The 19,338-nt window shown below is 69.4% G+C and carries 18 protein-coding genes and 1 tRNA gene; 9 read left to right on the top strand and 10 right to left on the bottom strand.

Features of this window, described 5'->3' with window-relative positions; genetic code table 11:
• The first annotated feature begins 45 nt into the window (after positions 1 to 45).
• Positions 46 to 729, top strand: coding sequence for an LON peptidase substrate-binding domain-containing protein (locus ACWTPI_RS02220; RefSeq protein WP_059410406.1), 684 nt, complete (start codon positions 46 to 48; stop codon positions 727 to 729).
• An 80-nt stretch (positions 730 to 809) separates the two neighbouring features.
• On the opposite strand, the gene mutY is transcribed toward ACWTPI_RS02220, so the two are convergent.
• The 3 genes from mutY to mutM form a co-directional block, all read right to left on the bottom strand.
• Positions 810 to 2,003: an A/G-specific adenine glycosylase gene (gene mutY, locus ACWTPI_RS02215; protein ID WP_454730861.1), complete on the bottom strand. Its 1,194-nt coding sequence runs from the start codon at positions 2,001 to 2,003 to the stop codon at positions 810 to 812.
• A 120-nt stretch (positions 2,004 to 2,123) separates the two neighbouring features.
• Positions 2,124 to 4,061, bottom strand: a complete 1,938-nt coding sequence (locus ACWTPI_RS02210; RefSeq protein ID WP_020202663.1) for a dynamin family protein — start codon at positions 4,059 to 4,061, stop codon at positions 2,124 to 2,126.
• A 259-nt stretch (positions 4,062 to 4,320) separates the two neighbouring features.
• Positions 4,321 to 5,250 (bottom strand): bifunctional DNA-formamidopyrimidine glycosylase/DNA-(apurinic or apyrimidinic site) lyase, encoded by a 930-nt coding sequence (mutM, locus tag ACWTPI_RS02205; protein WP_454730860.1) that lies wholly within the window; start codon positions 5,248 to 5,250, stop codon positions 4,321 to 4,323.
• Positions 5,251 to 5,399: 149 nt separating this feature from the next.
• On the opposite strand from mutM, the gene ACWTPI_RS02200 reads away from it, so the two are divergent.
• The 7 genes from ACWTPI_RS02200 to pth all read left to right on the top strand — a co-directional run bounded on the left by ACWTPI_RS02200 (position 5,400) and on the right by pth (position 11,497).
• Positions 5,400 to 7,286, top strand: a complete 1,887-nt coding sequence (locus ACWTPI_RS02200; protein WP_454730859.1) for a tetratricopeptide repeat protein — start codon at positions 5,400 to 5,402, stop codon at positions 7,284 to 7,286.
• 116 nt (positions 7,287 to 7,402) lie between these two features.
• On the top strand, positions 7,403 to 7,999 hold the full coding sequence (gene lolB / locus ACWTPI_RS02195) for a lipoprotein insertase outer membrane protein LolB (RefSeq protein WP_454730858.1): 597 nt from the start codon (positions 7,403 to 7,405) through the stop codon (positions 7,997 to 7,999).
• Complete coding sequence (gene ispE, locus ACWTPI_RS02190; RefSeq protein WP_020202659.1) at positions 7,996 to 8,874, top strand: 4-(cytidine 5'-diphospho)-2-C-methyl-D-erythritol kinase; 879 nt, start codon at positions 7,996 to 7,998, stop codon at positions 8,872 to 8,874. Before lolB ends, ispE begins: the two co-directional genes overlap by 4 nt.
• A 58-nt stretch (positions 8,875 to 8,932) precedes the next feature.
• Positions 8,933 to 9,009, top strand: a tRNA-Gln gene (locus tag ACWTPI_RS02185).
• Between the two features lie 85 nt (positions 9,010 to 9,094).
• Positions 9,095 to 10,048: a ribose-phosphate pyrophosphokinase gene (locus ACWTPI_RS02180; protein ID WP_020202658.1), complete on the top strand. Its 954-nt coding sequence runs from the start codon at positions 9,095 to 9,097 to the stop codon at positions 10,046 to 10,048.
• A gap of 103 nt (positions 10,049 to 10,151) precedes the next feature.
• Positions 10,152 to 10,757 (top strand): 50S ribosomal protein L25/general stress protein Ctc, encoded by a 606-nt coding sequence (locus ACWTPI_RS02175; protein ID WP_020202657.1) that lies wholly within the window; start codon positions 10,152 to 10,154, stop codon positions 10,755 to 10,757.
• Between the two features lie 146 nt (positions 10,758 to 10,903).
• On the top strand, positions 10,904 to 11,497 hold the full coding sequence (pth, locus tag ACWTPI_RS02170) for an aminoacyl-tRNA hydrolase (RefSeq protein WP_020202656.1): 594 nt from the start codon (positions 10,904 to 10,906) through the stop codon (positions 11,495 to 11,497).
• A gap of 114 nt (positions 11,498 to 11,611) precedes the next feature.
• On the opposite strand, the gene ACWTPI_RS02165 is transcribed toward pth, so the two are convergent.
• The 5 genes from ACWTPI_RS02165 to ACWTPI_RS02145 all read right to left on the bottom strand — a co-directional run bounded on the left by ACWTPI_RS02165 (position 11,612) and on the right by ACWTPI_RS02145 (position 16,352).
• Entirely contained in the window at positions 11,612 to 11,872 is a 261-nt protein-coding gene (locus ACWTPI_RS02165; RefSeq protein ID WP_020202655.1) for a YfhL family 4Fe-4S dicluster ferredoxin, read from the bottom strand.
• 69 nt (positions 11,873 to 11,941) lie between these two features.
• Positions 11,942 to 12,427, bottom strand: a complete 486-nt coding sequence (coaD, locus tag ACWTPI_RS02160) for a pantetheine-phosphate adenylyltransferase (RefSeq protein ID WP_020202654.1) — start codon at positions 12,425 to 12,427, stop codon at positions 11,942 to 11,944.
• A gap of 227 nt (positions 12,428 to 12,654) precedes the next feature.
• On the bottom strand, positions 12,655 to 13,284 hold the full coding sequence (rsmD, locus tag ACWTPI_RS02155; RefSeq protein ID WP_197090298.1) for a 16S rRNA (guanine(966)-N(2))-methyltransferase RsmD: 630 nt from the start codon (positions 13,282 to 13,284) through the stop codon (positions 12,655 to 12,657).
• Between the two features lie 133 nt (positions 13,285 to 13,417).
• Positions 13,418 to 14,791 carry a M16 family metallopeptidase gene (locus ACWTPI_RS02150; RefSeq protein WP_020202652.1) on the bottom strand — a complete coding sequence of 458 codons (1,374 nt, stop codon included), beginning with the start codon at positions 14,789 to 14,791 and terminating at the stop codon, positions 13,418 to 13,420.
• A 19-nt stretch (positions 14,792 to 14,810) separates the two neighbouring features.
• Positions 14,811 to 16,352 (bottom strand): M16 family metallopeptidase, encoded by a 1,542-nt coding sequence (locus ACWTPI_RS02145; RefSeq protein WP_454730857.1) that lies wholly within the window; start codon positions 16,350 to 16,352, stop codon positions 14,811 to 14,813.
• 60 nt (positions 16,353 to 16,412) lie between these two features.
• Between ACWTPI_RS02145 and ftsY the strand changes: the two genes are divergently transcribed.
• Positions 16,413 to 17,582, top strand: a complete 1,170-nt coding sequence (gene ftsY, locus ACWTPI_RS02140) for a signal recognition particle-docking protein FtsY (protein ID WP_454730856.1) — start codon at positions 16,413 to 16,415, stop codon at positions 17,580 to 17,582.
• Positions 17,583 to 17,756: 174 nt separating this feature from the next.
• Here ftsY and maiA read toward each other — a convergent pair whose 3' ends face one another.
• Together maiA and ACWTPI_RS02130 are read right to left on the bottom strand one after the other, a co-directional pair.
• Positions 17,757 to 18,401 carry a maleylacetoacetate isomerase gene (maiA, locus tag ACWTPI_RS02135; RefSeq protein WP_454732434.1) on the bottom strand — a complete coding sequence of 215 codons (645 nt, stop codon included), beginning with the start codon at positions 18,399 to 18,401 and terminating at the stop codon, positions 17,757 to 17,759.
• 7 nt (positions 18,402 to 18,408) lie between these two features.
• Entirely contained in the window at positions 18,409 to 19,110 is a 702-nt protein-coding gene (locus ACWTPI_RS02130; RefSeq protein ID WP_020202648.1) for a fumarylacetoacetate hydrolase family protein, read from the bottom strand.
• Positions 19,111 to 19,338 lie beyond the last annotated feature (228 nt).

The raw sequence follows: 19,338 nt of genomic DNA, 5'->3' as shown, positions 1-19,338 counted from the left end.
CGGTGCCCGGCACCGCTGCCCGCCCGCAACCTTTGCTGGCTCAGCATGTCCTCACGCGCCACGCCCGCCGCACCCGGCCCATCCGCCTCGCCTTCCCTGTCCGCCACATCGGCGCCGCCCACGCTGGATAGCCTGCCGCTGTTCCCGCTGAACACCGTGCTGTTCCCCGACGGCCTGCTGCCGCTGCGCGTGTTCGAGGCGCGCTACGTCGACATGGTGCGCGCCTGCATGCGCGACCGCGCGCCGTTCGGCGTGTGCCTGATCGCCAGCGGCAGCGAGGTGGCCCGCCCCGACGAGCCCACCGTGCCGGAAACCGTCGGCTGCCTGGCCGACATCATCGACTGCAACATGGAGCAGCTCGGCGTGCTGCTGATCAGCACGCGCGGCCGGCAGCGCTTCGAGCTGCTCAGCTACACCGTGCGCGACAACGGCCTGCTGGTCGGGCAGGCCAGGCTGCTGCCGCCGGACATCATCGACTGCAAGCTGGAACTGCTGGGCGAATGCCTGGCCGTGCTACGCCGCATCGTCGGCGCGCTGCATGCCGAGCACCCGGGCAAGCTGCCTTTCTGCGAGCCCTTCCTGTGGGACGACCCGAGCTGGGTGGCGAACCGCCTGTGCGAGCTGCTGCCGGTGCCGCTCAAGGCCAAGCAGATGCTGATGGCGCTGCCGGACGCGGGGATGCGGATCGAGATCGTCCACAAGTACATGCACCAGCACCACATCCTGTAGCGAAGGCGCGAATAAATCTACTGCGCGGGCCGTGGCAGGCGCTGCGATTTCTTCGCACCTTCGGGGCGCTGATCAAACCATCAGAACAGGCCGCTTTGCGCTTGCGTTTCGAGCAGCTTGCGCACCGGCGCTGGCGTGCCGACTTCGTCCAGGTCGTCCAGCGAGATCCAGCGCAGCGCGGGGCCATCGCCGCCGTCGCGCATGGCCAGCGCGGTCATGTCCACGCGGATGGCGCGGATCAGCAGGCGGAAGTGGGTGAAGACGTGGGTGAGCTCGCCGACCAGTTCGGCGCGGCCGGGCGTGCCGAACGCGCGGGCGCGTTCGAGCGCGGCGTCCTCGGCCTGCTCGGCGTCGAAGGGCACGGTGTCGACCGGCATTTCGGGCAGGCTCCACAGGCCGCCCCAGATGCCGCTGTCGGGGCGCAGCGCGAGCAGGATCTCGCGGCCGCGCCGCAGCAGCAGCATCACGGTGCTGCGCTCGGGGATGGCGGCGCGCGGCTTGGGCGTGGGCAGCGCGGCGGTAAGGCCGTCGCGGCGCGCCACGCAGTCGGCGGACAGCGGACAGGCCGCGGCGCTGCCCAGGCAGGCGGGCTTGCCGCGCGAGCAGATGGTGGCGCCGAGGTCCATCAGGCCCTGGGTGTAGGACACCATGTCCTCGGACTGCGCGGGGCCTTGGGCGGGCAGCACCTCGCCGGCCAGTTGCCACATGCGGGTCTCGACCGCCTTGACGCCGGGATGTCCGTGGATGCCGAAGAACCTGGCGAACACGCGCTTGACGTTGCCGTCGAGGATGGGCGAGCGCACGCCGGCGCTGAAGGCCGCCACCGCCGCCGCGGTCGAGCGGCCGATGCCGGGCAGCGTCACCAGGACTTCGGGGTCGCTCGGGAACACGCCGCCGTGCTCGCTCATCACCGCCTTGGCGCAGCGGTGCAGGTTACGCGCGCGCGAGTAGTAGCCGAGCCCCGCCCACAGCGCCATCACCTCGTCCGCGCTCGCCTCGGCCAGCGCGGCCACGGTGGGCAGGCGGCCGACGAAACGCTGGAAGTATTCGATCACCGCGCTGACCTGGGTCTGCTGCAGCATGATCTCCGACAGCCAGATGCGATACGGGTCGCGCGTGTTCTGCCACGGCAGGTCATGGCGCCCGTGCACGCGCTGCCACGCCACCACGCGGGCGGCGAAATCGGTGGGAACACCGGCGGCAGGAACGCCGGCGGCGGGCCGGGCTACGGTGGCGGGAATATCGGCGGACAGGACGGCGGACTTGCGGGGCATCGGGGACGTGGCGGGCAAAGGCGGCGCCGGGAGCGGCGGCGCGTCATGATACCGCCTCCCGCGGCGCGGCCCGCGGGCCGCGCTGCTTCATGCCGCCTTCAGACTGCCTACAGACTGCCTTCAGGCCGCCGCCCGCGCGTGGCCGCTGCTCTCGGGCCGCAGGATCTGCCGGGCATAGGCTTCGATGCGCCCGCTGCGGTCGTCCAGGCCGTTGAGCACTTCCTCGAGCTGCGCGATGCGGCTCTCGAGCGTGTCGGTGGCTTCATGGATGCGCTCGATCGAATCGACGCGGCGGCGCAGCTGCTTCTGGTGCTCGCGCACCTGCGCCTCGAGCGGCGTCATCACCGACTTGAGCCAGATCTCGATGTCGCGGTTGAGGTCGCGGAAGGTCTCCAGCACGCGGCTGGCGATGGTCGAGAACGCGCTCTGCACCAGTTGCGGACGCGAGCGCGTGAGCATGCTCATGGCGCCGAAATGCGTGTTGGCCAGCGCCAGCGTGGCCTGCAGCTCGCTGACGTAGCGCGCGGTGACGAACTGGATCGGCGCCGGCAGCGTGAAGCCGTGCTCGGCATTGAAGCGGCGGTACATGCTGTCGGTGAGCTGGTGCAGCTGGGCGATCTTCTGGTCGGCCTCGCTGACCAGCTCGACCAGCCGCGCGAACAGGCTGTCCATGTCCTCGCGCAGGCCGCGCGAGAAGAAGCGCTCCTTCATCTGCTCGCGGCGCTCGCGCATGGTGCTGCGCACGTCGCGCAGCTGCAGGCTCTTGATGATGTCGGCGCTGTGCCGGCCGAACACCAGCCGCAGCGCCTGGAACTTGGCGATGCTCTGCTCGAACTCTTCCTTCTCGGACTGCACGCGCGAGAGCATGTGCTTGACCATCGCGTGGTTCTTGCCGCGCAGCCCGCGCAGCTCGAACAACTGCTCGACGATGCTGCGGCGGCGGCTTTGCAGCAGTTGCTGCGCGCCGCGCGCCATCTCCTCGACGGCGCGCTGCACCTGGTCGGCGACGATCTCGCGCCGCTGCGGGATCAACTGGTCCGACAGCACGTGCTCGAACTGCGGCAGGCCGCTACGCACGAGCAGGTCGTCGTCGTGCGTCACCTTGGCGACCAGGCCCTTCTGCGCCGACACCGGGTAGACGCGCGCCTCGTCGATGCCCAGCACCTGCGCGCTGGAGGTGACCTGGCGCGTGATCTCCGCGGCGGTCTCGGCCGGCGACTTGAGCGGGTCCCACAGGCCGTCGATCTTGTTGAGCACCGCCAGGCAGCCCTTGCGGTGCCCCGCGCTGACATGGCTGCGCCACAGGTCGAGGTCGCTCTTGGTAACGCCGGCGTCGGCGGCCAGCATGAACACCACCACGTGCGCATCGGGGATCAGGCGCAGCGTCAGTTCCGGCTCGGTGCCGATGGCGTTGAGGCCCGGCGTGTCGAGGATCACCAGGCCCTGGCGCAGCAGCGGATGCGGGAAGTTGATCACCGCGTGGCGCCAGCGCGAGATCTCCACCATGCCGTCGGCGTCGAGCGCGTAGGCGGCGTCGGGGTCCTTGTCGTTGTACAGGCCCAGCGACTCGGCCATCTCGCGCGTGACGCGGCTGGTCTCGATCACGTGGCGGAAGGCGTCGAGCATGCCGTCGGGCGAGGACGGGTCGAGCGGCACGGTGTGCCAGTGCGAGTCGACGTCGAGGAAGTCGGCAGTGGAGGCTTCCTGCAGGCGCGTCTCGATCGGCAGCAGGCGGATGCAGGGCGCCTCGGTCTCGTCGTAGCGCAGCTCGGTCGGGCACATGGTGGTGCGCCCGGCCGACGACGGCAGGATGCGCCGGCCGTAGTCGGCGAAGAAGATCGCGTTGATCAGTTCGCTCTTGCCGCGCGAGAACTCGGCGATGAACGCCACCTTGAGCCGGTCGCTCTTGAGCACGCTCTGGATGCGCTGCGCGCGCTCGTCGGCCTGGGCGTCGTAGAGGTCGTGCTGCTGCAGCCAGCCACGGAATTCGGCCAGGGAATCGAGTACCCCGGTTCTCCAGGCGCCGTACTGTTCGAATTGAAGGGCGAGGGTTGTCATTGGTACTGGGATCTTGAGCGATCAGCCCCCGCGGCGGCATCACGGGCCTGGCGCAGGCGTCTACGCCGGCTCGCGCCGGCGCAGGGGCTGAGTATTCGGCTGTGTATTCTGTAACACTTTTTTACGTTATCGAAGATACAGGTTTCCGGCGCACTTTTGTGAAATTAGAAGCGCCCGCGGGCCGCGGTGTTGCGCCGGCCCATCGGGTGCGCGCGGCACCAGCCGCAAGACGCCCGCGAAGCACTTCGCCGGGCGCCGCTCAACGCTGGCAGGTCGGGCAATAGAAGGTGGAGCGCTGGCCCTGCACGATCTGCCGGATGGTCGTGCCGCACACCCGGCACGGATGGCCGGCGCGGTCGTACACCGCGCAGTCGAGCTGGAAGTAGCCGCTGCTGCCGTCGCTGCCGACGAAATCGCGCAGGGTGCTGCCGCCGCGCTCGATGGCGCGCGCCAGCGTGTCGCGCACGGCCGCGGCCAGCCGCTCGCAGCGCGCCAGCGACAGCCGCCCGGCCGGCGTGGTCGGGCGGATGCCGGCGGCGAACAAACTCTCGGAGGCGTAGATGTTGCCCACGCCGACCACGATGTTGCCGGCCAGCAGCACGGTCTTGATGGCCGCGCTGCGGCCGCGCCCGTGGCGGTGCAGCCAGGCGCCGTCGAAGCGCGCGTCGAAAGGCTCGATGCCGAGCCCGCGCAGCAGCGGATGGGTCTCGAGTTCGGCCTCCGCCAGCGCGCTCCACAGCACCGCGCCGAAGCGGCGCGGATCGCGAAAGCGCAGCACGAGCGGCGCCGCGGCGCCATCTCCTTCCGCCCCGGCCAGGACCAGGTCGAGGTGGTCGTGCGCGCCCGGCGGCGGCGCCTGCGGCAGCACCCGCAGCGTGCCGGTCATGCCGAGGTGGATCAGCAGCCAGCCGCGCTCGCCGCCGGGCGGCGACCCAGGCGCCGGACCCGCCACGGCGGCCGGGCCCGGCGCCCCATCATCGTGCGGGGCCGCCCGCATGCACTCCAGCAGCAGGTACTTGCCGCGCCGCTCGATGCGCGCGACCACGCGCCCGGCCAGTTGCGCCTCCAGCCCGGTTTCCACCGGCCAGCGCAGGCCGCGATGGCGCACCACGACCTCGGCGATACGCCGGCCGACCACGTGCGGCAGCAAGCCGCGCCGGGTCACTTCGACCTCCGGCAACTCAGGCATCGAACCTCTCCCTTCCAAGCCACTCAAACCGCCAGAAGCCCCATGCCGGCTGGCGCCACGCGGACAAGCAAGGCATTGTAACGGCAGGCTACAATGCCCTTAACTATCCCATCGCATCTGCGCTTTTGCGTGCTGGAGCACCCACCCACATGTCGGACCGTCTGGACCGTACCTCGATGACCCCCGCTGACTCCATCCTTGCCCGGCCGGCCCGGCGGCCCCTGCGTCACAGGCTGGCGGCCATCGCCGTGGCCGCGCTGGCGGTCTGCGCCCTGGCTCCGCTCGCCGGCCATGCCGCCGACGCCCGTCCGCTCACGCTCGCCGCGGAAGCCGCGCCGGCGCCGGCCCGCTCCAACCCGCTGCCGCCCAAGATGCCGCTGCCGGCGGTGCCGCTGACCGGCGACATCCTGTACCGCGTGCTGGCCGCGGAGATTTCCGTGCAGCGCGGCGTGATCGGCCCGGCCTACCAGACCTACCTGGAACTGGCCCGCAACACGCGCGACCCGCGCTTCGCCCAGCGCGCCACCGAGATCGCGTTCAACGCGCGCAGCGCCCCGCAGGCGCTGGAGGCCGCGCGCCTGTGGACCGAGCTTGCGCCCACTTCGGCGGGCGCGCGCCAGGTGCTGTCCACCCTGCTGGTGCTGAGCGCCCGCTGGGACGAGGCCGAGCCGCTGCTCGCGCTGCAGCTCAACGGCGTGCCGCCGGGCCACCGGCCGGACGCGATCCTGCAGATGCAGCAGCAACTCTCGCGCACCAGCGACCCGGCCGGCGCCGCCGCCCTGCTGCGGCGCCTGGTGGCCAACGACATGGGCTCGGCCGAGACCCACCTCGCGCTGGCCCGCGCCAGGGAAGCCGCCAACGACATCCCCGGCGCGCTGACCGAGCTCGACCAGACGCTGCGCATGCGGCCCGACTACGAGGCGGCCGCGCTGATGGCCGCCGAGCTGCGCGCGGACGGCGCGCCCGACCAGGCCATCGCCGGACTGAAAGCCTTCGTCGACAAGGCGCCGGTCTCGATCAACGGGCACATCACGCTGGCCCGCCTGTACCTGCAGCAGAACGACCTGCAGGCCGCGCGCGCCGAGTTCGAGACCCTGCGCAAGATCGCGCCGAAGGACCCGCGCGTGCCGCTCGCGCTCGGCCTGACCAGTCTGCAGTCCAAGCGCTACGACGAGGCCGAGCAGTACCTGAAGGAATACCTGCAGCTGGCCGGCCAGGTGCCGACCGCCAGCCCGGACATCGCCTACCAGTACCTGGCGCAGATCGCCGAGGAAAAGAAGGACTACCCGGCCGCGGTGGCCTGGCTCGACCGCATCGACGACAGCCGCCTGGCGCCCGCCGCCGCGGTGAAGCGCGCGCAGCTGCTGGGCCGCATGGGCAAGCTCGACGATGCCCAGGCCGTCTTCAACGACATGCTGGCCGACAGCGAGGACATCGCCGAGCCGGACCAGCGCGCGCAGCGCATGACCGCGATACGCCAGGCCGAGGTCGGCATGCTGCTCGACGCCAAGGCCTACGGCCGCGCCCGCAAGGTGCTGGAGGAACGGACCACGGCCGAGCCCGACAACTCCGACTGGGTCTACGAGCTGGCCATGCTCGACGAGCGCGAGAAGCGCTACGACAGCATGGAGACGCTGCTGCGCCGGGTGATCGCCATGCAGCCCGAGCAGAAGCAGGGCTACAACGCGCTCGGCTACTCGCTGGCCGACCGCAACGTGCGCCTGCCCGAGGCGCTGCAGCTGCTCGAGAAGGCTTCGGCGCTGGGCCCGGACGATCCCTACATCATGGACAGCCTGGCCTGGGTCAAATTCCGCCTGGGCCAGCTCCAGCCGGCCGCCGAACTGCTGCGCAACGCCTACGCCCGGGCGCCCGAGGCCGAGATCGGCGCCCACCTGGGCGAGGTCCTCTGGCAGCTCGGCCAGCAGGACGAGGCGCGCAAGACCTGGACCGAAGCCGCCAAGATCGAGCCGGACAACGTGATCCTGATCGACACCCTGCGCCGCTACAACGTGCCGCTGTCGGCGCTGTCCAAGTAGGCCCGCGCCTGCCTTCGCCGACGTTCGCCTCTGTTCGCCGCGTCCGATGATCCACCCGCTTCCTTCCGGCCCGCGCCGGGAGGAAGGCCCGCCGCCGGCGCGGGCGCCAGACACCCATGCCCATATCCCGACGCCTAGCCCTGCTGTGCCTGACCGCGCCCCTCTGGCTCGCGGCCTGCGCCAGCATCACGCCCACCCGCCAGTTCGACACCGGCGAGGCCGCGCAGGCGCGCGACCTCAAGGGCCGCTTTGCCGCCAGCTACGTGCGCTACGGCCGCGACGAAGGCGTGCAGGGCAGCTTCCAGTGGCATGAGCAGGGCCGCAACGTGCGGCTCGACCTGATCTCGCCGCTGGGCCAGACCCTGGCCGTGGTGACTTCCACGCCGTCCGGCGCCACGCTCGACCTGCCCAACCAGCCGCCGCGCAACGCGCCCGAGGTGGACACGCTGCTGGAGGAAGCCCTCGGCTTCTCGCTGCCGGTGGCCGGCATGCGCGACTGGCTGTACGGCCGGCCCGCGCCGGGCACGCCCGCGCGCGCCACGCGCGACGACAGCGGGCGCCTGGCCACGCTGGCGCAGAACGGCTGGACCGTGCGCTACGTCGCGTGGCAGGATGCGGCCGCACAGCAGCCGCGCCGCATCGACCTCGCGCGCGACGGCGACAGCAACCCCTTGTCGGTCCGCCTCGTGATCGACCCGGAACAGGCCCAATGAATACTGCCCGCACCCTGCCCCCGCCCGAACTGCGCGGCTGCCCCGCGCCCGCCAAGCTCAATCTCTTCCTGCACGTGACCGGGCGCCGCCCCGACGGCTACCACACGCTGCAGACCGTGTTCCAGCTGGTGGACTGGAGCGACACGCTGGACTTCCGCCGCCGCGACGACGGCCGCATCGAGCGCGTCACCGAGGTGCCCGGCGTGCCGGCCGACTCGGACCTGATCGTGCGCGCGGCGCGCGCGCTGCAGCAGGCCGGCGGCACCGCGTTCGGCGCCGACATCGCCATCGACAAGCGGCTGCCGATGGGCGGCGGCATCGGCGGCGGCTCGTCCGACGCGGCCACCACGCTGATGGCGCTCAACCACCTGTGGGGCCTGGGCCTGCCGCGCGAGGAACTCAAGCGCATCGGCCTCACGCTCGGCGCCGACGTGCCGTTCTTCCTGCACGGCGAGAATGCCTTCGCGCAGGGCATCGGCGAGGAACTGGCCACGGTCGAACTGCCCGAGAGCTGGTTCGTGATCGTCCATCCGCGCCAGCACGTCCCGACCCCGGAAATTTTTTCGGACGGGCGCTTGACAAGGGATACGCCGATCTCTATAGTTGCGGTCTTCGCTGCTTGCACAAACAAATTCGCTTTCGGTCGCAACGATCTGGAAACGATAGCAACGGCGAAGTTCGGCGAAGTTGCCCGAGCCCTTGAATGGTTGAGACAATACAGTCCCCATGCAAGGATGACCGGATCCGGCGCCTGCGTGTTTGCACGGTTTGATGACGAGCAGACGGCGCAGCAGGTACTGGAACGGTTGCCACCCGGATGGGATGGCAAGTGTGCGAGGAGTTTGTCCCGCCACCCGCTCGCAGCGCTCGCTTGATAGTTTTTCGTTCGGCGTCACGCTGGCTGTATGTGACGATGGACGGACCCGGTTGTGTAGGGGAGTCGCCAAGTTGGTCAAGGCACCGGATTTTGATTCCGGCATTCGAAGGTTCGAATCCTTCTTCCCCTGCCATTACATTCCTCGCAGATCCGCAGAATACGTCACCGGCACTAGCCGGTGACGGTCGTCCCCCCCAGCAGCAAGACAGGTGCACCGAATGAGCAGCGAAGGCTTGATGGTTTTTACCGGCAACGCCAACCCCAAACTCGCGGAGGCTGTCGTGCAGCACCTCGGCATTCCCCTTGGGAAGGCACAGGTGGGCCGGTTCTCCGACGGCGAAGTCCAAGTCGAAATCCAGGAAAACGTTCGCGGCAAGCACGTCATCGTGCTGCAGTCTACCTGCGCGCCGACCAACGACAACCTGATGGAACTGATGGTGATGGTCGACGCGCTCAAGCGCGCCTCGGCACGCAGCATCACCGCCGCCATGCCCTACTTCGGCTATGCCCGCCAGGACCGCCGCCCGCGCTCGGCGCGCGTCGCGATCTCGGCCAAGGTGGTGGCCAACATGCTGGAAGTCGCCGGCGTCGACCGCATCCTGACGATGGACCTGCACGCCGACCAGATCCAGGGCTTCTTCGACATCCCCGTCGACAACATCTACGCCTCGCCGGTCCTGCTGGGCGACCTGCGCGAGAAGAACTACGGCGACCTGCTGGTGGTCTCGCCCGACGTCGGCGGCGTGGTGCGCGCCCGTGCGCTGGCCAAGCAGCTCAACTGCGACCTGGCCATCATCGACAAGCGCCGCCCCAAGGCCAACGTGGCCGAGGTGATGAACATCATCGGTGAAGTCGACGGCCGCAACTGCGTGATCATGGACGACATGATCGACACCGGCGGCACGCTGTGCAAGGCGGCCCAGGTGCTCAAGGAGCGCGGCGCGCAGAAGGTCTTCGCCTATTGCACCCATCCGGTGCTGTCGGGCGGCGCCGCTGCCCGCATCGCGGATTCCGAGCTGGACGAAGTGGTGGTGTGCGACACCATCCCGCTGCGCGACGACGCCATCCAGTCCGGCAAGATCCGCCAGCTGTCGACCGCGCCGCTGCTGGCCGAAACCTTTACCCGGATCGTCAAGGGCGACTCGATCATGTCGCTGTTTGCCGATTCCTGATAGAATTCAAGGCTTTACTGTGGCGGGCAGGGGCAAATAGCCCTTTCCTGCCGGTTCATCGGGCTGTCTGGTCGCGGACAGCCCTCTTACATTTGGAGTCATCATGAAAGTCGTAGCTTTCGAGCGTAGCGTACAGGGAACGGGTGCGAGCCGCCGCCTGCGCAACGCCGGCAAGACCCCGGGCATCATCTATGGCGGCGCTGCCGAACCCAAGATGATCGAACTCGATCACAACGCGCTGTTCCACGCGCTGAAGAAGGAAGCGTTCCACTCGTCGATCCTCGACCTGGAAGTGGAAGGCAAGGCCGAGAAGGCCCTGCTGCGCGCGTTCCAGATGCACCCGTTCAAGCCGCTGGTGCTGCACGTCGACTTCCAGCGCGTGTCGGCCTCGGACAAGATCCACGTGAAGGTGCCGCTGCACTTCGTCAACCAGGAAAACGCCCCGGGCGTGAAGCTGGGCCACGGCATCGTCAACCACATCCTGAACGAACTGGAAGTGTCGTGCCTGCCGGCCGACCTGCCCGAGTTCATCGAGGTGGACCTGGGCGCGGGCGAGCTGGGCCAGACCCTGCACCTGTCGGACGTGAAGCTGCCGAAGGGCGTGAGCGCCATCACCCACGGTGACGAAAACCCCGCCGTCGCCAGCATCTCGCTGCCGGCCGGTGGCGTCGCGGAAGCTGCCGAAGGCGGCGAAACGCCCGCTGCCTGAGTTGCCTGAGCGCGGCCCGCGGGCCGCGCACCAGCAATGGCAAGAAAGAGCCGCCGGCGTGTCCGGCGGTTTTTTTTCGCGTGCCGGTCCCCATGCCGTTTCGCGTATGCTTGGCCTCTGGCCGCCCTCACCCACGTAGTGCACGCATGATCAAACTCATCGTCGGCCTCGGCAATCCCGGGGCGGAATACGAAGCCACCCGCCACAACGCCGGCTTCTGGCTGGTCGACCAGCTTGCCCGCATGGGCGGCGCCACGCTGCGCGTGGAAGGCCGCTTCCACGGGCTGGCCGCGCGCGCGCGCCTGTGGGACCAGGACATCTGGCTGCTCAAGCCGTCCACCTTCATGAACCGCTCGGGGCTGTCGGTGGTGTCGCTGGCGCGCTTCTACAAGATCCTGCCCGACGAGATCCTGGTCGCCCACGACGAGATGGACCTGCCGCCGGGCGCGGTCAAGCTCAAGCGCGGCGGCGGCGCCGGCGGCCACAACGGCCTCAAGGACATCGCCGCGCACCTGACCACGCAGGACTACTGGCGGCTGCGCCTGGGCGTGGGCCATCCGCGCAACGCGCCGGGCGGCGCGGGCGGGCGCGAGGACGTGATCAATTATGTGCTCAAGCCGCCGCGCCGCGAGGAGCAGCAGGCCATCGACGAGGCCATCGACCGCAGCATCGCGCCGCTGTCGCTGCTGGCCAGGGGCGAGAGCGAGCGCGCCATGCTGGAGCTGCACACGGGCCGCTGAGCGCCGCGCCGGCATCACGCGCGCGGGACGCCCAACAAGCACCCAACAAAAAACCCCGCCACCTTCCGGTGCCGGGGTTTTTTGCCGCCGAACAGGCTGCCTGGCCGTGTGGCTTCAGGCGGCGCGCTTGGCCGCCGTCAGCAGGCGGTAGCGCCCCATCAGCGTCTCGCGCGATTCGACCCGGGCCGGATCGTGCGGGATGCAAGCCACGGGGCAGACCTGCTGGCATTGCGGTTCATCGAAGTGTCCGACGCATTCCGTGCATTTGTTGGGGTCGATCTCGTAGATCTCGGGCCCCATCGAAATGGCTTCGTTCGGGCACTCCGGCTCACAAACGTCGCAATTGATGCAGTCGTCGGTGATCATCAGTGCCATCGTGTTTCCTTTCAGCCGGACATGGGCCGCGCCCGACTGGCCGCGGTCCGCATGTCGCAAGCCCTCATTCTATTCCGCTTTGCCGATTTTCTCTTTCAGCCAGCGCTCGACCGAGGGGAATACGAACTTGCTGACGTCGCCGCCGAGCACCGCGATCTCGCGCACGAAGGTGCCGGAGATGAACTGGTACTGGTCCGACGGCGTCAGGAACATGGTTTCCACGTCGGGCAGCAGGTAGCGGTTCATGCCCGCCATCTGGAACTCGTACTCGAAGTCGGACACGGCGCGCAGGCCGCGCACGATCACGCGGGCGTTGTTCTTGCGGACGAAATCCTTGAGCAGGCCGGAGAAGCCTTCCACGCGCACGTTGGGATAGTGGCCCAGCACCTCGCGGGCGATACCGATGCGCTCTTCCAGCGAAAAGAACGGGCGCTTGTTGGGACTATGCGCCACACCGACCACGAGCTCATCGAAGATGTTGGACGCTCTGCGCACCAGATCCTCGTGGCCCCGGGTCATTGGATCGAACGTGCCGGGGTAGACCGCGACGACCATGCTTCCTCCTTGTTCTGCCCGTTGCCGGTCCTGGATGGACCGCTTGGCCCCGCCCGCTATGGTGAGGGCTGGGAGCCGAGGCTGCGTGACGAGCGTTGGCGACAGCGGCGTAGTGTAACGCTAAAAGCAGCACTTGCAAGCCGCCCGATGACGGTTTCGCGGCAGTGCGGCATCCAGCGTGCGATGGCCGGCCACGGCGCCCGGCCGGGCGGATCGGGCCGGGCGGATCAGGTGGTCCGGTGCTGCAGCAGATGGAAGTGCACCGCGCCCGCGCGCGCATGCCGCACGATCTCCAGCGCGGCCGGCACCGGCGCGTCGGGACCGTTCAGCGCGCGGTCGGTCTCCACGTAGACCGCGCCGCCCGGGCGCGACAGCCTGGCCGCGTGCTCGAGCGCGGGCCGCAGCCAGTCCTGCGCGAACGGCGGATCGAGGAAGACCACGTCGAAGCTCGACGCCGGCATCTGCGCCGCGGTTGCGAATGCGTCACCCTGCACGATGCGGATCTGCTGCGCGTCGAGCCGGTACTGGTTGTCGCGCAACTGTTTGGCCACGCGCGGATTGGCCTCCACCATCGTCACCTGCACCGCCCCGCGCGAGGCGGCCTCGAAGCCGAGCGCGCCGGAGCCGGCGAACAGGTCCAGGCACGCCAGGCCGGACATGTCCTGGCCGAGCCAGTTGAACAGGGTTTCCCGCACGCGGTCGGGCGTGGGGCGCAGGCCTTCGGCGTCGAGCACGGGCAGCGGCGTGCGCTTCCACTTGCCGCCGATGATGCGGACCTGCGCGGGCGAGCGCCGCGCGGCAGGCGCCGGGGATGGCCCGCCGGCGGCGGGCGAAGGAGATCGGGTACGCGAATTCATGCCGTGATTGTAGAGCCTGCGAACGCGCCCGTGCTCCGCGCCCGGCGCGCCCGCCTTGCTCCGCCTGTTCCGCTTGCCCCGCCGGTTCCGCCGGTTCCGCCGATTCTGGCCAGGATCTTTCCGAAACGACGTCTTATTCCGGTCCACCCACGATCACGGTGGCCATCGCATCCGGATGCACGTGGCGCTGGAAGGCGTCCTTCACCTGCGCCCGCGTCACCTTGCCGATCTGCGCGGTCCAGGTGTCCAGGTAGTCCAGCGGCAGTCCGTACCAGCCGATGTTGGCCACGTTGGTCAGCAGCTTGCGGTTGCTGTCGATGCGCAGCGGGAAGCCGTTGACGAGGTTGTCCCTGGCCGCCTTGAGCTCGGCCTCGGTCGGGCCCTCGGCCACGTATTGCGCCAGCACCTTGCGCACCAGCGCCAGCGCCTCGTTGGTCTGCTCCTTCTTGGTCTGCAGGCCGATGCCGAACGGGCCCGCCTGCTTGGCCGGCGCGAAATAGCTGTCCACGCCGTAGGTCAGGCCGCGCTTCTCGCGCACCTCGTTGGTCAGGCGCGAGCTGAAGCCGCCGCCGCCGAGCACGTAGTTGCCCACCAGCAGCGGGAAGTAGTCGGGGTCGCCGCGCGCGATGGCGGGCTGGCCGATCGCCACCGTGGCCTGCTGCGCCGGATGCGGCACGCGCTGCTCGCTGGCCGGGATGGCGAGCTGCACCGGCGGCATGGCCGGCGGCGCGGCGCCGGCCGGCAGGCCGCGCGTGAGCGCCTCGGCGATGGACTCGGCCTGCTTGCGGTCGATCGCGCCGATCAGCGTCACCACGGCGCGCGAGGCGGCGAAGTTGTCGTGCCAGAAGCGCTGCAGGTCGGCCCGCGTGATGGACTCGACCGAGGCCACGGTGGCGGACACGCCATACGGATGCGCGGGATAGATCGCGCGCGACACCATCTTGTCGGCGATCACGCCGGGCTTGGAGTCGGCTTCGCGGATGGCGGTGATCAGGCGCTGCTTCTCGCGCGCGACCACGGCATCCGGGTAGGCCGGCGCCTTGACCAGTTGCGCGGCGAGCGCGAGCGACTGGCTCAGCTCGGGCTCGCTGGTGAGCGTGCGCAGGCCGATGCCGCCGCGGTCGCTGCTGGCCGCGCCGCCGAAGTCCGCGCCGGTGTCGGCGAAGGCGTCGGCGACCTGGGCTTCGTCGCGCGCGGGCTGGCCGTCCTGCGCGCCGGCTCCCTTGTCGAGCAGGGCCGACGCCAGCGTGGCCAGCCCCGCCTTGCCGGGCGGGTCATAGCGGCTGCCGGCGTCGAAATCCATATTGACGTCCAGCATGGGAATGGACGGGCTGCGCACGAAATAAACGCGCGCGCCGGTGGAGGTGGTCCACTGCTCGATCGGGATGGCGGCCTGCGCGGCCTGCGGGGCCAGCAGCGAGGCGGCCGCGAGCAGCGCGCCGCCGGCCACGCCCGCGAGGCGGCGCAGCAGGCGTGGCGACGGGATCGTCGGGGCAAAGAGAGGCATCTTCGGTCCTCTTGGTGACTCAGCGCAGCGAGCCGGGATCGACCGGCGCCTGCTGCTTCTTGTTGGGATCGATCGGCTGGGGCAGCAACGTCGCCACAGTGAGGTTGTCGTCGCTGAAATACCTGGCGGCCACGGCCTGCACCTGCGCCGGCGTGACGTCCTTGATGCGCTCCAGCATGCGGTCGAGCTTGCGCCACGAAATGCCGGCCATCTCCGCCACGCCGATCTCCATGCCTTGCCCGAACACGGAGTCGCGCTTGTAGATCTGCGAGGCCACGACCTGCGCCTTGACGCGCTTGAGCTCCTCGGGCGAGACGCCGTCGCGCGCGATGCGGGCGACCTCGTCGCGCAGCGCGCGCTCGATCTCCTCGGCGGTGTGGCCGGCGGCCGGGGTGCCGTCGAGCACCATGATCGATTCCGCGCGGTTGATGCTGTCGTAGCCGACGTTGACGTCGTCCGCCAGGCGCCGCTCGCGCACCAGGTCGCGCGTCAGGCGCGCGTTGTCGTAACCGTTGAGCACGGCGGCCAGGACCTCGAGCGCGTAGGGGTCGACGTCCTTGTCCACGTCGTGCAGGCGCGGCACCTTGTAGGCCAGCACCACGTAGGGATTCTCGGCCGGCGCCTTGACCCAGATCCGCTTGATGCCCTTCTGCTCGGCCTCGAGCTGGGTCTTGCGCAGCGGCAGCGGGCGCGGCTTGAGCTTGCCGTAGGTGCGCTCGGCCAGGGTCTTCACCTCGGCGGCGGTGACGTCGCCGGTGACGATCAGCAGCGCGTTGTTGGGCACGTACCATTCGCGGTACCACGCCTGCACGTCTTCCACGCGCATGTTGACGAGGTCGTCCATCCAGCCGATCACCGGGTGGCGGTACGGCGCGGCGGTAAACACCGTGGCCAGCAACTGCTCGTAGACCGTGCCGCGCGCGGAGTCGTCGGTGCGCAGGCGGCGCTCTTCCATCACCACCTTCATCTCGCGCTCGAACTCGTCCTTGCGAATGATGAGGTTGGCCATGCGGTCGGCCTCCAGCTCCATCATGCGCGGCAGGTACTGCTTGCCGATCTGCTGGTAATAGAGCGTGAAGTCGCGGTTGGTCATGGCGTTCTCGCGCCCGCCCAGCTCGGCGATCTGCCTGGAGAACTCGCCGATGCCCACCTTGGGCGTGCCCTTGAACATCATGTGCTCGAGCATGTGCGCCACGCCGGTGGTGCCGCTGACCTCGTCCATGCCGCCGACCCGGTACCAGATCTGGTGGGCCACGGTGGGCGCGCGGTGGTCTTCCTTGACGATCACGCGCATACCGTTGGACAGCGTGAACTCGGTAGTGGTAGCCTCGGCAGCCGCGCTCTGCGAGGAGGCGGTGGCCCGGCCGGTGGGCAGGGGCGGCGCCACCACGCCGGTCTGCGCGTGAACCGCGCCGAACCAGGGCAGGACGCCTAGCAGCAGGGTGGGAAGAAGGCGCCGCGCACGAGCGGCGGCGCGTGAAGCCCGGAAGGCACCGGCGCCGGCGAGCGGCGATGCGGCACGGGCGGCGCCCGGCCTGGACCTGACAGCACAATGGTTCATGCAACCCCGTCTGCTAGAATTTTGGCGATTGATTCTACCGGGGTATTGACCCCTTTCCCAATGTTTAGTTTCTGGAAGAAGCGCAAGGCCGAACCGGCCAGTGCGCCACCCGAGGTGCCGGCCCCGGCGCCCGCGGCCGCGCCTGCACCCGTTCCGTCGCCGGCCGCCGCACCAGCGGCGCTTCCCGCCGCCGGGCCAGCCCAGGTTCCGGCTCCCCGGCCCGTCCCCATTCCCGCTCCCGCTCCCGCGCCGGTCGCGCAGCAGCCGGTGCCCCAGCCGGCCGCCGCCGAGGAAATGGTCCTGACCCCGCCACCGGCCGTCACGCCGGAAGCGCGGCGCGGCTGGATGCAGCGCCTGCGCTCGGGCCTGTCCAAGACCAGCCGCAACCTCGGCACCCTGTTCGTCGGCGTCAAGGTCGACGAAGCCCTGTTCGAGGAGCTGGAAACCGCGCTGCTGATGGCCGACGCGGGCGTGGAAGCCACCGAATACCTGCTCGGCGAGCTGCGCCGCCGGGTCAAGAGCGAGCGCATCGAAACCTCCGAGGGCGTCAAGGCCGCGCTGCGCGAGCTGCTCACCAACCTGCTGCGTCCGCTCGAAAAGACGATGGCGCTGGGCCGCGAGCAGCCGATGGTGATGATGATCGCGGGCGTCAACGGCGCCGGCAAGACCACCAGTATCGGCAAGCTGTGCAAGCATTTCCAGAGCTACGGCCAGTCCGTGCTGCTGGCCGCCGGCGACACCTTCCGCGCCGCCGCGCGCGAGCAGCTGACGATCTGGGGCGAGCGCAACAACGTCACCGTGGTGTCGCAGGAAAGCGGCGACCCGGCCGCGGTGATCTTCGACGCGGTCAACGCCGCGCGCGCGCGCCGCATCGACATCGTGATGGCCGACACCGCCGGGCGCCTGCCGACGCAGCTGCACCTGATGGAAGAGCTCAAGAAGGTCAAGCGCGTCATCGCCAAGGCCATGCCGAGCGCGCCCCACGAAGCGCTGCTGGTGATCGACGCCAACACCGGCCAGAACGCGCTGGCCCAGGTCAAGGCCTTCGACGACGCGCTCGGGCTGACCGGGCTGATCGTGACCAAGCTCGACGGCACCGCCAAGGGCGGCATCCTCGCCGCGATCGCGCGCCAGCGCCCGGTGCCGGTCTATTTCATCGGCGTGGGCGAGAAGGTGGAAGACCTGCAGCCGTTCCGGGCCGACGAGTTCGCCGAGGCTTTGCTGGGCTGAACGGCGAGCGGCAAGGAAACCTGCCAACGATTGCGGGGGCCGCATTGCCGACGGTTTGCTCCCCTCTCCCATGAAATGGGAGAGGGGAGACCACAAGCGGCAGGCCAGTTGCCTCGGCAATAAAAAAAACCCCGCAAACCACCGCGGGGTCTTCATCACCGACAGCCCGCCGCCCTACTCCGCGTCCGGCTGCGCCTTCGGCTCGGCCTGCTGGAAAGCCGGCAGCGCCATGCACGCCTCGAACGCCTTCGCGATCGCCGCATAGCGGCTCACGTCGATGTTGAAGCGCTGCGCGTTGAACACCTGCGGCACCAGGCAGATGTCGGCCAGCGTCGGCGTGTCGCCGAAGCAGAAACGGCCGGCCTTGCCCGAGCGCGCGAGGTTGGTGTTGACCGCCTCGAAGCCCAGCTCGACCCAGTGGCGGTACCACGCGTCCTTGGCTTCCTCGGTCACGCCCAGCGTGTGCTTGAGGTACTTCAGCACGCGCAGGTTGTTGAGCGGATGGATCTCGCACGCGACCTCGAGCGCGACCGCGCGGATGTAGGCGCGGTCGAGCGCGCTGCCGGGCAGCAGCAGCGGCTCGGGATGCGTCTCGTCGAGGTACTCCACCATCGCGACCGATTGCATCAGGACGTGATCGTCGTCGACCAGGGTCGGCACCAGCGCGTCCGGATTGAGCGCGCGGTAGGCCGGCAGCAGTTGCTGGCCGCCGTCGCGCAGCAGGTGCACCGGCGCGTAGTCGTAGGGCAGGCCCTTGAGGTTCAGCGCGATGCGCACCCGGTACGAAGCCGAGCTACGGAAGTAGCTGTAGAGCTTCAGCATCGGCTCACACCACCTTGACGGTGAGCTCGCCCACGCCTTCGATCTTGCATTGCATGACGTCGCCCTTGACCACCGGGCCCACGCCTTCGGGCGTGCCGCTGTAGATCAGGTCGCCCGGCTGCAGCTCGAACAGGCGCGACAGGTAGGACACCATTTCGGGCACCGACCAGATCAGGTCGGAGAGGTCGCCGCGCTGCTTCTCGGCGCCGTTCACGGCCAGCGTGACCGCGCCCTTGTCGGGATGGCCGATGGCGGACACCGGCACGATCGGGCCGATCGGCGCGGACTTGTCGAAGGCCTTGCCGGTTTCCCAGGGGCGCCCGGTCTTCTTCGATTCGTTCTGCAGGTCGCGGCGCGTCATGTCCAGGCCGATGGCGTAGCCGAACACGTGGCTGGCGGCGTCGGCCTCGGCGATGTCCTTGCCGCCCTTGCCGATGGCCACCACCAGCTCCACCTCGTAATGGCAGTTGCTGGTGCCCTGCGGATACGGGAAGTGGCCTTCGGTGCCGTCGGCCACGTAGCTCACCGCGTCGGCGGGCTTGCAGAAGAAGAACGGCGGCTCGCGGTCGGGGTCCGAACCCATCTCGCGGGCATGGGCGGCATAATTGCGGCCCACGCAGTAGACCCGGCGCACCGGGAACTGGGCATGGCCCCCGCGCACGGGCACGCCGGTGGGCGCGGGCGGGGCGAATACGAATTCGGTCATCCAACTCTCCAGACTTTGCTTGTACTGTGTGTGTACTGTGTTTTTTGGGCCGCGCGCCGGCGCACCGGCGCCGCGGCGTTGCCGGCGCACGCCCTGCCGCGCAGCAGGGCGATAGCATACACCGCGCCCCCGCGCCGTGTACTCTCGCGGGCCGCGCATGCGGGTATCCCCGCAATACATGGCAGGAACCATCCGGCGCGGTTCTTGCATGACTGCCGACAATGCCCC

It is taken from the genome of Cupriavidus ulmosensis, from assembly GCF_977008105.1.
Note: the sequence above shows the minus strand (reverse complement) of the source record. Positions and strands in the feature narration are given on the sequence as shown.